The sequence below is a fragment of the Telluria sp. AZSoR62 genome (assembly GCF_058111565.1).
The window spans coordinates 39,092-52,524 of the sequence record NZ_JBYTST010000013.1; the positions used below are offsets into that span (position 1 = coordinate 39,092).

Here is a 13,433-nt window from a genome sequence, read left to right on the forward strand (position 1 = left end):
CGTCCTTAAGGACGTCCCACATTGGTGTTCAGCTGCGTATAGCCCGGCACGCTCTTGTTGAACGTTTCGAGCGCATTGCCCAGGCCCAGGCGCGACAGGCCGTTGAGCTCGAGCTGGAAGAACGCCGAGGTCGAGGTGTTCTGGGCCGCGGTCACGAAACGCTGGCCGCCCATCCGGAACACCCAGCAATCGGCCTTGTATTCCAGGCCGACCAGGCTCTCGAGCAGCCTGCCCTTGCCGATCGGCGAGGCGCCGCCCACGCCGTACGAGCGCAGCGCATAGCTGACCCGCCCGACCCCGTACCAGCGCGCCGACAACGGCCACTGCGCCGAAAAGTCGACGTTGCGGAAACCGTCGCGCTGGTAACGGTACTCGGCATTGACGACCTTCATCGCCGCCGGCTGCCATTGCATGCTCAGGTTCGAGCTGTACAAGCTGCTGCCGGCGGCATCATATTGTACGCCGCTATCGAAGCTCCAGGTCTTCGAAATACGGCCCGATGCCGCCAGCAGCACGTCGGAACGGCTCTGGTGCAGCGGTTCGCCGGGCAAGCGCACGCGCGGCTCGTCGAAATAGATGCGCTGGCCGAAAGCCATGCGCAGGCGCTCGGCGCCGTCCGATTCGATGTAGCGCGACACCAGGGCCGCGGTCAGCTGGTTGGCGTCGGACACGCGGTCGGGCCCGACGAAGCGGTTCTCGCTGAACAGCTGCGCGTAGTTGAAGCCGGCGCGGCCGGTGTCGAACAGCGGGAAGGCGTCCTGGTTCTTGTACGGCGTGCGCACGTAGAACAGGCGCGGCTCGAGCGTTTGCGTGACGGCGCGCCCGAACAGCGAGGTGTCGCGCTCGAACACCATGCCGCTGTCGAGCGAGAAGGTGCTGAGGTAGCGCGAGAGCTTGCGCTCGCCCGTGTAGTTGGCGCGGTCCAGGTCGTACTTGCTGGCGTGGGCGATGAATTTCGGGGTGATGAAGTAGCCCGGACGCACCCACGGATAGCTGACCTGGCCCACCACCACGGCGCGGTTGCCGCGCACGAAATCGGGGTGCCAGAAGCTCACCGCCTCGGCATCCACCGCCCAGTCGAAGCCCGCCACGTCGTAGCGGCCGGCATGGAAGTTCACCTGCGGCAGCCGGTCGTAGGGACGCGGCACCGCCAGGCGCGGGTCCTGGGCCGCGGCCGGGTCCTGCAGCACCTGGTAGTTCTGGGCGCGCGCGGTCAGGCTCCAGTACTGGCCGCTGTAGTCGGTGCGCACTTCGCGCAGCAGCTGGCGCTCGGCGCTGACGGCCACCGTGCGCGAGAAGTCGCTCGGGTATTCGTCGTCCGACGCGCCATGCAGGTTCCAGCCGAAGGACCAGCCGGGCGCCAGGCTTTGCGTGTGGATCGAGTCGACGCGCCAGCGGTCTTCGCCGGTCTCGCGGTCCTTGCGCAGCCCCTCGACGTGGGTCTCGCCCTGGTAGCCGCCGCGCTCGGTCACACCGAGGTAGCGGCCGGTGGCGCCGAGCTGCAGGCCGCGGTCGAACATCATGCGCGGATAGACCGTCAGGTCGCGGTTGGGTGCGATGTTGAAATAGTAAGGCACCATGATCTCGGCCTTGCCCTTGGAGCCGAAGCCCACCGTGGGCGCCAGCCAGCCGGAGCGGCGCGCGCCCGACAGCGAGAACGACAGGGCCGGGGTGCCGATGATTGGCACGTCCTTGAAATAGATGACGGTCTTGCCGGCCAGGCCGACGTCGCGCCCGCTGTCCAGGCGCAGGGTGCTCGACTTGAGGTACCAGTCGGGATCCGGGCCTTCGCAGGTGCTGTAGGTGCCGTCGCGCACCAGCGCCACGTTCTCGCCCAGGAAGTCGATGCGCGAGGCATGGCCTTGCGCGTTATTAAACTGCAAACGGTATTCGGGGCGCAGCACATAGCCCTTCCCCGTCTCGAGGTTGAGCTGCAGCTCGTCGCCCTTGTAGCGGTCGCCGAAGCGCCACATGTTGACGTTGCCGCTGGCGGTGACTTCGTCTTCCACGCGCAGGTAGCACGCGGTGTCGGCTGTCAGTCGGGTCTGGCCGCGTGTCAGTTCGACATTGCGTTCGAGGTTCAGCTGGCGGTCGGGCCGCCCGTTGATTTCCTCGGCGCTGATCGTGATGGGCAGGTCCTGTTCGTTGGCGGCCGTAGCGGCGGCCGCCGGCGGGGCGGGCTGTGGTGCGGGCGGTACAGTCTGGGCGTGCACGGGTGCGGAAGCAGCAGCAGCCAGTGCATACAGTGCGAGTACCTGCCTTGGGGGAAATGGGTGGGCCGTAAACCAGCTCATGGAAGATCGTGGTGCGCCATAAAGGGCGGTATTTTTGAGATGAATCCCTTATTATATGGGAATTACCTCAACCAACCGGATTCACCAGGCCGCTTCATGTCTTCTTTGTATCAAAATTCCTCCACTTCCGCCGACAAAGACGCGCGCCTGCAAGGGCTGACCGAATGGCTGGCCTCGACCGGCCTGGTGGAAGTCGGAACCGGCCGCCCGGCGTCTTCGGATGCCAGCTTCCGCCGCTATTTCCGCTACGACGTCGTGCCTGGCATGCAGGACAAGCTGGGCGCGACCCTGGTTGCCATGGATGCACCGCCCGAGCGCGAGAACGTGCCGGCCTTCCTGCACGTGCAGAACCTGTTGATGGAGGCCGGCGTCACGGTGCCGGCCGTCGTCGCCCAGAAGGTCGAGAGCGGCTACCTGCTGCTGTCCGACCTCGGCGTGACCACCTACCTGCAGCGCCTGAACCTCGACAACGCGCCCTTCATGTATTCGGACGCCGTCGACGCGCTGCTGAAATTCCAGCTGGCCAGCCAGCCGGGCAAGCTGCCGGAATTCGACCGCGCCTTCGTGCTGCGCGAAATGAACCTGTTCCCGGAGTGGTACATCGGGCGCCACCTGAACGTGACGCTCGACGACAAGCAGCAGGCGCAGCTCGACAAGGTGTTCGAAGCGATCACCGCCAACGTGCTGGCCCAGCAGCAGGTGTACATGCACCGCGATTTCCATTCGCGTAACCTGATGTGGCTGGAAACGGGCAACCCGGGCGTGCTCGATTTCCAGGACGCCGTGTACGGCCCGGTCACCTACGACCTGGCTTCGCTGCTGCGCGACGCCTACGTCCAGTGGGACGAAGACATGGTGCTGGACTGGGTGGTGCGCTATTGGCAAAGCGCCAAGCAGGTCGGCCTGCCGGTCAATCCGGACATCGACGCCTTCTACCGCGACTTCGAGTTCATGGCCCTGCAGCGCCACCTGAAGATCCTCGGCATCTTCTGCCGCCTGAACTACCGCGACAGCAAGCCGATCTACATGGGCGACCTGCCGACCGTGATGGACTACGTGCGCAAGACCGCCAACCGCTACACCGAACTCAAGCCGCTCATCCGCCTGCTCGACGCGCTCGAGGACAAGGCGCCGCAGGTCGGCTATACCTTCTGACGGAGCGCCCATGAAAGCCATGATTTTCGCCGCCGGCCGCGGCGAGCGCATGCGGCCGCTGACGGACGCGTGCCCCAAGCCCCTGCTGAAAGTACGCGGGCGCCCGATGATCACTTACCACGTGCTGAACCTCGTGCGCGCCGGGATCACCGAGATCGTCATCAACCACTCCCATCTCGGCCACATGATCGAGGAAGAGCTGGGCGACGGCAGCAAGTACGGCGCGCGCATCCAGTATTCGCACGAGCCGACGCCGCTGGAAACCGCGGGCGGCATCGCCAATGCGCTGCACCTGCTGGGCGACGAGCCTTTCCTGGCCGTGTCGGGCGACATCTACGCGCCCTACTTCGACTTCTCGCAGGTACTGGACGTGTTGAAGGACAAGGACATGGTGGGCGTGCCCATCCCGGCCGACCGGCGCGACATCGCCTGGCTGTGGCTGACCCCGAATCCCTGGCACAACCCCCAGGGCGACTTCGCGCTCGACATGTACACCCTGCGCAACGACGGTCCGGAAAAGTGGAATTTCGCCGGCATCGGCGTCTACCGTCCCGAGATGTTCGAGGGGATCACGGCGGGCGACTTCGTCAAGTTCGGCCCCCTGATGCGCAAGTTCATCGACCAGGGCCGCGTCGGCGGCGAGTTGTACAACGGCCTGTGGGTCAATGTCGGCACCGCTGCCCAGCTGGAAGAACTCAATGCGCCGCTGGGGTCGGTGAAAACCGGTTCATGACAGGCAGCGCCCTTCGATACGCGGAGCGTCGCGCGCGGCTACTGGAACGCATGCAGCCGGGCGCGGTCGCGGTGCTGGCCACCGCGCCGGAAGTCGTGCGCAACGGCGACAGCGAGTATCCCTACCGGCACGACAGCTATTTCTATTACCTGACCGGCTTCACCGAACCCGAAAGCGTGCTGGTGCTGGTTGCGGCCAGCGGCGAATTGCCGGCGCGTGCGGTGCTGTTCTGCCGCGAAAAGAACGTGGAGCGCGAGATCTGGGACGGCTACCGCCATGGCCCGGAGGCCGCGCGCACCGAATTCGGTTTCGACGAAGCCTATCCGGTCGACGACCTCGATGCACAGATGGGCAAGCTGCTGGCCAATGCGCCGGCACTCTACTACGCGCTGGGCTACAGCGCCGCGCTCGACGCCCAGGTCAGCAGCTGGCTCAAGGCCGTGCGCGCCCAGGGCCGCACCGGCATCACGGCGCCTGCCACCACCCACTACCTGCTCGGCATGCTCGACGAGATGCGCCTGCTCAAGGACGAAGGCGAAATCGCCCTGATGGCGCGCGCGGCATCGATCGCCGGCGGGGCCCACGCGCGGGCCATGCGCTTTACCCGCGCCGGCCGCTTCGAGTACGAAATCGAGGCCGAGCTGCTGCACGAATTCCGCCGCCATGGGGCGCAGTTCCCGGCCTACACGCCGATCGTCGCCTCCGGCGCGAATGCCTGCGTGCTGCACTACAACCAGAACAATCGCCAGTGCCGCGAGGGCGAACTAATACTGGTCGATGCCGGCTGCGAGTTCGATGGCTATGCCTCGGACATCACCCGCACCTGGCCGGTGGATGGGTGCTTCAGCGCGCCGCAGAAGGCCTTGTACGAGCTGGTGCTGCAGGCGCAGGAAGCGGCGCTCGCGGCCATCGTCCCCGGCCGGCCGTACAGCGACGTGCATGAGGCGGCAGTCAAGGTGCTCACGGCCGGCATGCTGGACCTCGGGCTGCTCGACAAGACCAAGTATGGCTCGGCGGACGATGCGATCGCCGACAAGGCCTACCAGCAGTTCTACATGCACGGCACCGGCCACTGGCTGGGAATGGACGTGCACGACGTCGGCCCCTACCGCGATGTCACGCAGGCGGCGCGGCCGTCGCGCCCCTTGCTGGCAGGGATGGCGCTGACCGTGGAGCCGGGCATCTATGTGCGTCCCGCCGAGGGCGTGCCGGAGCAGTTCTGGCACATCGGCATCCGGATCGAGGACGACGTGGTCGTGACCGAGGGCGGCTGCCGCGTGCTGTCCGGGTCGGCGCCGAAAACGGTGGCCGACATTGAAGCGCTGATGCGGGAGCACGGATGAACGAACGGATCGATGTCGACGTGGCGATTTGCGGCGCCGGTCCGGTGGGCCTGGCGCTGGCCGCTTTCCTGGTGCAGCGCGGCGTGGCGGGCGAACGCATTGCCCTCATCGACGGCAAGGCGCTGGGCCAGGCGATCACGGACCCGCGTTCGATCGCGCTGTCCTGGGGCAGCGTGCAGCTGCTCGACGAGGTGCGCGCCTGGCCGCTGCCGGCCACGCCAATCCACGAGATCCACGTCTCGCGCCGCGGCCAGCTGGGCCGCAGCCTGATGGACCGCGCCGAGCACCAGCTGCCCGCGCTAGGTTATGTGGCGCGCTACGGCGATGTGGTCGATGCGCTGGCGCGCGCCTGCGAGCGCGCGAAGGTGATGACGCTACGCCCGGCGCGGGTGGAGTCGCTCGTTGAAGAAGATAGCGGCGTGCTGCTGCACCTGGACGACGGCCGCTCGGTGGCGGCCCAGGTTGCGGTGCAGGCCGAAGGTGGCGTGTTCGGCCAGCAGGCTGGCCAAGCGCAGCAGCGCGACTACGACCAGACCGCGCTGATCGCGCGCGTGAGCGCGAGCGATCCCATCGCCCACCGCGCCTTCGAGCGCTTCACCGACGAAGGCCCGCTGGCGCTGCTGCCCCAGGACGGCGGCGACGGCCACGGCTACGCGCTGGTATGGTGCATGCGCCCCGAACGCGCGACGGATATCCAGCTGCTCGATGACGCAGGCTTTCTCGCCCAGCTCGGCGAAGCCTTCGGTGGCCGCCTCGGCCGCTTCACCGCGACGTCGCCCCGTGTCGCCTTCCCCCTCGGCCTGAACGCCGACGCCCGCGCCACCGCCCGCACGGTCGCCATCGGCAATGCCGCCCAGACCCTGCATCCGGTAGCCGGCCAGGGCCTGAACCTCGGCCTGCGCGACGCCTCGGTATTGGCTCGCCAGCTCGCCCGCGGCGCCGGACCCGACGCCATCGCCGCCTTCATTGATCAGCGCCACCAGGACCGCCGCCTGACCATCGGCCTGACCGACACCATGGCCCGCGCCTTCACTGCCAGGGGCCCGCTGCAACCCCTGCTCGGCCTCTCCCTCGCCGCTCTCGACACCATCAAACCCGCCCGCCTCCTGCTCGCGGACCTGATGATGTTCGGCCGCCGCTAACCCGCTAATTGGGGTCAGAGTAGAATTATTTGCCAAGATCTTCCGATCATCTGGTCGGTAGCTATTTACCTTAGCTCCTGCCAATTGACTGGAAGACCGAGCTCATTAATTCGACTCTGACCCTCATTATCTTGGCCGACCACGACTGCTCAAACAATGAGGGTCAGAGTCAAATTATTCACCAAGAGCCCATGATCAATTGAGCTGCCGCCCTGTTTATTGGCTGGGCGCTGGATCGATAGATCAATTGGCAAACAATTTGACTCTGACCCTAATTAAAGGGGCAGGCGGATGACGCTTGGGCGGCGGGGACTGGCGTCTTCGTGGAAGAGGTCGGCGAGGTATTCGGCCAGGTCGTCCTCGGCGATGTCGGAGGGAATGACGAAATCGGCCGGGCTGCGCGTGCCGTTTGTTCCAGGGTAAAACGCGTGCCAGGATCCCGGCGTACCGGTGATGGCGACAATTTTGCCAAATACATCGAAACGCAGTTCGCTCATCGTTCAGGCCAGTAATCGGTCGATCAAAATAAATAGGGTCAGAGTCGAATTATTTGCCAAGAATCCTTGATCAGTTGGCTCCGAACCATGTTGAGTGGCTCGGAGACAGATCGAGGAATCAGTTGGTAAATAATTTAACTCTGACCCCAATGAGATGGCAACATCGAGATCGACAACTCGGTCCTCGAGCACGCCCAGCTCGTCTCGGCTTGAACACCCTGCTACTGGCGGTGTGATGCCATCATTGGGCATTTCGCTGTTCGGCTCAAGACGACGCCGCCTTTACACGTACTGTGCGCTATCGGCACTAGGGTCAAATTGTTTCCAGTTATTTGCCCGACGTGAGCGTCATGTAGCTGGTGATCAGATTACGGTAGTCCGGAATATGATTCGAAAACAGTGCTCCCAGACCCTCGACGTCGTTTCGCCAATCCTGGTGCAACTCGCATGCGGCGCCAAACCAGGTCATCAGCTGAGCGCCGGCACTGGAAATCCGCTCCCATGCCGCATTGCGGGTCATGTCATTGAATGTACCCGAAGCATCCGTGATAACGAATACTTCATATCCTTCTGCAAGCGCCGATAGTGCCGGGAATGCGACGCAGACCTCGGTCACAACGCCAGCGATGATGAGTTGCTTCCTCCCCGTCGCCTTGACCGCCTGGACAAATTCCTCGTTGTCCCAAGCATTGATCTGACCGGGGCGCGCGATGTATGGCACGTTGGGAAATTGTGCTTTCAGTTCGGGGACCAGCGGCCCGTTTGGACCGGTTTCGAAACTCGTCGTGAGAATTGTCGGCAGATTGAAGTAATTCGCCATATCGGCAAGTGCCAGGACGTTGTTCTTGAATTTGTCGGGATCGACGTCACGCACTAAAGAAAGTAGCCCGGCCTGGTGATCAACCAGCAATACGGCAGCACGGTTCTTGTCGAGACGCTTGTAGGGGATAGTCATTGCAATTCTCCTTGAGGGTAAGTCGATGCCGTGCTGTAGATACAGTACGAGTAAAAAAGCATCGAACCACCTATCTTTAGCAAGCGCTATGCCAGCCAGAACGGCTGTGCGACAAGCCGACGCATGTCGGGGTTATGCCGCTATACGGCGGGCCTTAGGAGAAGAAGCCTGCGAGAAGCTGCTATGCAATGCCCTGTAACTGCATTCGCTCAAGAATAGCGCTTCACTATTTGATAAAAAATGTCTTCGCTGAGTCTGCGTTCTCACCATATCGTCACGCTTCTTGCCAGTGCCGCGAGCTTCAACACTGGCCGAGGGACTACTAGCCGGGAAGGTAGACGATGAGTTGATGAAAGATGTACAGCCTATAGCATCATGAAATGAGGGTCAGAGTCGAATTTTTTGCCAAGAATCCTTGAACAGTTGGCTCCGCACCATGTTGAGTGGCTCGGAGACAGATCGAGGAATCAGTTGGTAAATAATTTAACTCTGACCCTAATTAATGGTTTCAAAAAAGCCTTACTCGACGGCTTTGACCATGGACTCGATGACCTTCTTGGCGTCGCCGAAGACCATCATCGTGTTGGGCTGGTAGAACAGGTCGTTGTCCAGACCGGCATAGCCGGACGCCATCGAGCGCTTGTTGACGATGATGCTCTTGGCTTTGTAGGCTTCGAGGATCGGCATGCCGGCGATCGGGGATTTCGGGTCCTTGGCGGCCGGGTTCACCACGTCGTTGGCGCCCAGCACCAGCACCACGTCGGTCTGACCGAATTCGCCGTTGATGTCTTCCATCTCGACCACCTGGTCGTAGGGCACCTCGGCTTCGGCCAGCAGCACGTTCATGTGGCCCGGCATGCGGCCGGCCACCGGATGGATCGCGTAGCGCACCTGCACGCCGTGGGCGGTGAGCTTGTCGACCAGTTCCTTGACCGAGTGCTGGGCGCGCGCCACCGCCAGGCCGTAGCCGGGGACGATGATGACCGATTCCGCATTCTGCAGGATGAAGGCGGCGTCGTCGGCCGAGCCGGATTTCACGGGTTTCTGCTCTTTCGCCGCGCCGTCGTCCACCGCCGCCTCGCCGCCGAAGCCGCCCAGGATCACGTTGAAGAAGGAGCGGTTCATCGCCTTGCACATGATGTACGAGAGGATCGCGCCGCTTGAACCCACCAGCGAGCCGGCGATGATCAGCATCGAGTTGTTCAGCGAGAAGCCGATGCCCGCCGCCGCCCAGCCGGAGTAGGAGTTCAGCATCGACACCACCACCGGCATGTCGGCGCCGCCAATCGGGATGATGATCAGCACGCCCAGGATGAAGGCCAGGGCCGCCATGATGATGAACGGGGTCCAGGCCGGCTCGACGCCGTCGGCGAAGCAAAACACCAGGCCCAGCGCGATGAGCGCGATCGCCAGTACCAGGTTGAGGATGTGCTGGCCCGCGAAGCGCACCGGCGCGCCCTGGAACAGGCGGAACTTGTACTTGCCCGACAGTTTGCCGAAGGCGATCACCGAGCCGGAGAAGGTCACCGCGCCGACAAAGGTACCGATGAACAGCTCGAGCCGGTTCCCGAAAGGCAGCGGCGTGGTGCGGGTGGCGATGTTGAAGGCCCAGGGCTCGGACACGGCGGCAATCGCGATGCACACGGCGGCCAGGCCGATCAGCGAGTGCATGGCCGCGACCAGTTCCGGCATCTTGGTCATCTCGACTTTTTTCGCAGCCACCGCGCCGATGGCGCCGCCCACCACCACGCCCAGGATCACCAGCGGGAAGCCCATGCCGTGGCCGGTGGCCAGTTCCGCCTGCAGCTTGAGAATCAGGGCCACCGTGGTGACGACGGCAATGGCCATGCCGGCCATGCCGAAGGTGTTCCCCAGGCGCGCGGTCGATGGCGAGGACAATCCCTTGAGCGCCTGGATGAAGCAGATCGACGCCACCAGGTAGAGCAGCGTCACGACGTTCATGCTGATGAAGTTCATGCCTGCTCTCCCGCGGCAGGCGCCTTGGCTGCCGGATCGCCGGAGCGTTTCGGTTCTTTTTTCTTGAACATCTCGAGCATGCGGCGCGTGACCATGAAGCCGCCGAAGACGTTCACCGCGGCCAGCGCCACGGCCAGGGTGCCGGCCACCTGCCCGGTGAGCCCTTCGGTCAGCCCCGCGGCCAGCATGGCGCCGACGATGATGATCGCGGAGATCGCGTTGGTCACCGCCATCAGCGGCGTGTGCAGCGCGGGGGTGACGTTCCAGACCACGTGGTAGCCGACGTAGATGGCCAGCACGAAGATGATCAGGTTGATGATGGTGTGGCTGATTTCCATGCTTCGCTCCTAGAATCTGTCCTGAACTACGTCCGCAACACCGCGCCGTCGGCGCACACCAGGGTGGCGCGCACGATCTCGTCCTCGCGGTCGATGATGAACCGGTCGTCCTTGTCGATGACCAGCTTGAGGAAGTCCAGCACGTTGCGCGCATACAGGGCCGAAGCGTCGGCCGGCACCAGGCCAGCCAGGTTCGGCTCGCCGATGATGTGCACCCCGTGCTTGACTACCGTGCGGCCCAGTTCCGTGAGCGGGCAGTTGCCGCCCTGCTCGACCGCCATGTCGACGATCACCGAGCCGGGCTTCATGGCCTGCACGGTTTCTTCGGCGATCAGCACCGGCGCCTTGCGGCCCGGGATCAGCGCGGTGGTGATGATGATGTCCGCCAGCTTGGCGCGCTCGTGCACGAGTTCGGCCTGGCGCCGCATCCAGTCCGCCGGCATCGGGCGCGCGTAGCCGCCCGATCCCTTGGCGATCTCGCGTTCTTCGTCGGTCAGGAAGGGCACGTCGATGAATTTGGCGCCGAGCGATTCCACCTGCTCTTTCACGGGCGGGCGCACGTCGGAAGCTTCGATCACGGCGCCCAGGCGCTTGGCGGTGGCGATCGCCTGCAGGCCGGCCACGCCCACGCCCATGATCAGCACGCGTGCGGCTTTCACCGTGCCGGCCGCCGTCATCAGCATCGGCATGAAGCGTCCGTAGGTGTTCGCCGCCAGCATGACGGCCTTGTAGCCGGCGATGTTCGCCTGCGAGGACAGCACGTCCATCGACTGCGCGCGCGAGATGCGCGGCGCGGCTTCCAGCGCGAAAGCGGTCAGTCCGGCGCTGGCCATGGCCGTGAGGTTCTCGGTATCGAAGGGATTGAGCATGCCGACCAGGATGGTCCCTGTCCGCATCTGGGCGCGCTCGGAGGCGTCAGGACTGCGCACCTTGAGCACCATCTCCGCGCCGAGCGCGGTGGCCGCGTCGACGATGGTGGCGCCGGCGGCTTCATAGGCCGCGTCGGGAATCGATGCCTTGATGCCGGCCCCGGCGCCCACCAGGACCTGGTGGCGCCCGGCCAGCTTCTTGACGGTTTCGGGAGTTGCAGCGACGCGGGTCTCGCCCGGCCGACTTTCGGCCGGTATGCCAATTCTCATGAATCCCTCCGTTCAGTGGACCATTCTTTCCTACAATCTAACATGTAATGACAAGAATTGCTTAATAACAAATACCAAAAAGCTAATCCTCAATTGTGTCGAAGAAGATCGCCCGCGGCCAGCCGAAACCGCCGAGTGTTTGCAGAAGATCAAGGCCGTTTAACGACAGGCAAGCGCACTGTAGATTGCATGGATGAGCAGAGGGTGGTTGTGTCAAGGTAAAATGTCGGCTCATTTTTCGAGGACGCGCATGACCGATATCTTCAAACCATCCGTGACCGTCGCTGCCATCATCGAGCGCGATGGCCGTTTTCTCCTGATCGAGGAAGAAACGAGCGAAGGCGTGAAGCTGAACCAGCCGGCGGGCCACCTCGATCCCAACGAGTCGCTCGAGCAGGCAGTCGTGCGCGAATCGCTGGAAGAAACCGCACACGAATTCATCCCGACCGGCCTGGTGGGCATGTACATGTCGCGCTACCATTCCAGGTCGCGCGGCACCGACATCACCTACCTGCGCTTCACCTTCTGCGGAACGGCGGGGCGCCAGTTCGACCAGCCGCTGGACGACGGCATCCTGCGCACCTTGTGGATGACGCGCGACGAAATCGCCGCCACGGTCGAGCAGCACCGCAGCCCGATCGTGCTGCAGTGCGTGGACGACTACCTGGCCGGCCGGCGCATGCCGCTCGACCTGCTATACACCCACCCCTCGGTATTCGAGGGCGGGATCTAATCAAGACGGAAACAAGATGAGCAAGAAAAAAGTCGTCATCGGGATGTCGGGCGGCGTCGACTCCTCGGTCGCGGCGTGGATGCTGAAGGAACAGGGCTACGAAGTCATCGGCCTGTTCATGAAGAACTGGGAAGACGACGACGATTCCGAATACTGCTCGACGCGCCAGGACTGGATCGACGCGGCCAGCGTGGCCGATGTGGTCGGCGTGGACATCGAGGCGGTCAATTTTGCGGCCGAGTACAAGGACCGCGTGTTCGCCGACTTCCTGCGCGAATACCAGGCCGGCCGCACGCCGAACCCGGACGTGCTGTGCAACGCCGAGATCAAGTTCAAGGCTTTCCTCGACCATGCGATGAAGCTGGGCGCCGACCTGATCGCGACCGGCCACTATGCGCGCGTGCGCGAGAACGACGGCCGCTTCGAGCTGCTCAAGGCCTTCGACCACACCAAGGACCAGAGCTACTTCCTGCACCGCCTGAACCAGGCGCAGCTCTCCAAATCCCTGTTCCCGCTGGGCGAAATCCCGAAGACGGAAGTGCGGAAAATCGCCGAACGCCTGCAGCTGCCCAATGCGCAGAAAAAGGATTCGACCGGCATCTGCTTCATCGGCGAGCGCCCGTTCCGCGAATTCCTGAACCGCTACCTGTCGCACAAGCCGGGCCCGATGAAGCTCGACGACGGCACGGTGGTGGGCGAGCATATCGGCCTGTCGTTCTACACGCTGGGCCAGCGCAAGGGCATCGGCATCGGCGGCCTCAAATCCCACAAGAATGCGGACGGCACCGGCGAACCGTGGTTCGTGGCGCGCAAGGACATCGCCACCAATACGCTGTATATCGTGCAGGGGCATGACCATCCCTGGCTGCTCTCCGGCAGGCTGGCGGCCGGCCAGGCCAGCTGGATCGCGGGTGAAGCGCCGCCGCCGCGGGCGCTGTCGGCCAAGACGCGTTATCGGCAGGCGGATGTGGCCTGCACCGTGCAGGCCGACGGACTGGATCGGTTCGCGCTGGATTTCACCGAGCCGCAGTGGGCGGTGACGCCGGGCCAGTCGGCCGTGCTGTACGACGGCGACGTGTGCCTGGGTGGCGGGATCATCGACGCGAACTTCGCCGCGTAATGTGACC

General features: G+C 63.9%; 12 protein-coding genes. 6 read left to right on the forward strand and 6 right to left on the reverse strand.

The genetic code is table 11. The features are described 5' to 3' along the window. Nucleotides 1–5: 5 nt before the first annotated feature. Entirely contained in the window at nucleotides 6–2,294 is a 2,289-nt protein-coding gene (locus tag AC3XQU_RS18880) for an LPS-assembly protein LptD (RefSeq protein WP_489875697.1), read from the reverse strand. Between the two features lie 96 nt (nucleotides 2,295–2,390). Between AC3XQU_RS18880 and AC3XQU_RS18885 the strand changes: the two genes are divergently transcribed. The 4 genes from AC3XQU_RS18885 to AC3XQU_RS18900 are packed head-to-tail and all read left to right on the forward strand — an operon-like array spanning nucleotide 2,391 to nucleotide 6,667. Further along, on the forward strand, nucleotides 2,391–3,449 hold the full coding sequence (locus AC3XQU_RS18885) for an aminoglycoside phosphotransferase family protein (RefSeq protein WP_489875698.1): 1,059 nt from the start codon (nucleotides 2,391–2,393) through the stop codon (nucleotides 3,447–3,449). 10 nt (nucleotides 3,450–3,459) lie between these two features. Further along, entirely contained in the window at nucleotides 3,460–4,182 is a 723-nt protein-coding gene (gene murU, locus AC3XQU_RS18890; protein WP_489875699.1) for an N-acetylmuramate alpha-1-phosphate uridylyltransferase MurU, read from the forward strand. Next, entirely contained in the window at nucleotides 4,179–5,525 is a 1,347-nt protein-coding gene (pepP, locus tag AC3XQU_RS18895; RefSeq protein WP_489875700.1) for a Xaa-Pro aminopeptidase, read from the forward strand. The genes murU and pepP overlap by 4 nt, the downstream gene beginning before the upstream one ends. Continuing rightward, nucleotides 5,522–6,667 (forward strand): FAD-dependent monooxygenase, encoded by a 1,146-nt coding sequence (locus AC3XQU_RS18900; protein ID WP_489875701.1) that lies wholly within the window; start codon nucleotides 5,522–5,524, stop codon nucleotides 6,665–6,667. The genes pepP and AC3XQU_RS18900 overlap by 4 nt, the downstream gene beginning before the upstream one ends. A 275-nt stretch (nucleotides 6,668–6,942) precedes the next feature. Here the strand turns inward: AC3XQU_RS18900 and AC3XQU_RS18905 are convergent, their stop codons facing one another. The 5 genes from AC3XQU_RS18905 to AC3XQU_RS18925 form a co-directional block, all read right to left on the reverse strand. Continuing rightward, complete coding sequence (locus tag AC3XQU_RS18905; RefSeq protein WP_489875702.1) at nucleotides 6,943–7,164, reverse strand: DUF7661 family protein; 222 nt, start codon at nucleotides 7,162–7,164, stop codon at nucleotides 6,943–6,945. A gap of 328 nt (nucleotides 7,165–7,492) precedes the next feature. Then, on the reverse strand, nucleotides 7,493–8,119 hold the full coding sequence (gene ycaC / locus AC3XQU_RS18910) for an isochorismate family cysteine hydrolase YcaC (protein WP_489875703.1): 627 nt from the start codon (nucleotides 8,117–8,119) through the stop codon (nucleotides 7,493–7,495). 519 nt (nucleotides 8,120–8,638) lie between these two features. Beyond that, a complete protein-coding gene (locus AC3XQU_RS18915) occupies nucleotides 8,639–10,096 on the reverse strand; it encodes an NAD(P)(+) transhydrogenase (Re/Si-specific) subunit beta (RefSeq protein WP_489875704.1) in 1,458 nt (485 codons plus the stop codon). Beyond that, on the reverse strand, nucleotides 10,093–10,434 hold the full coding sequence (locus AC3XQU_RS18920; RefSeq protein WP_489875705.1) for an NAD(P) transhydrogenase subunit alpha part 2: 342 nt from the start codon (nucleotides 10,432–10,434) through the stop codon (nucleotides 10,093–10,095). Before AC3XQU_RS18920 ends, AC3XQU_RS18915 begins: the two co-directional genes overlap by 4 nt. A gap of 26 nt (nucleotides 10,435–10,460) precedes the next feature. Next, complete coding sequence (locus AC3XQU_RS18925) at nucleotides 10,461–11,573, reverse strand: Re/Si-specific NAD(P)(+) transhydrogenase subunit alpha (RefSeq protein ID WP_489875706.1); 1,113 nt, start codon at nucleotides 11,571–11,573, stop codon at nucleotides 10,461–10,463. 250 nt (nucleotides 11,574–11,823) lie between these two features. Between AC3XQU_RS18925 and AC3XQU_RS18930 the strand changes: the two genes are divergently transcribed. Both AC3XQU_RS18930 and mnmA read left to right on the forward strand, forming a co-directional pair. Further along, a complete protein-coding gene (locus AC3XQU_RS18930; RefSeq protein ID WP_489875707.1) occupies nucleotides 11,824–12,306 on the forward strand; it encodes an NUDIX hydrolase in 483 nt (160 codons plus the stop codon). A 16-nt stretch (nucleotides 12,307–12,322) separates the two neighbouring features. Further along, nucleotides 12,323–13,426 (forward strand): tRNA 2-thiouridine(34) synthase MnmA, encoded by a 1,104-nt coding sequence (gene mnmA, locus AC3XQU_RS18935; RefSeq protein ID WP_489875708.1) that lies wholly within the window; start codon nucleotides 12,323–12,325, stop codon nucleotides 13,424–13,426. The last annotated feature ends 7 nt before the right edge of the window (nucleotides 13,427–13,433 follow it).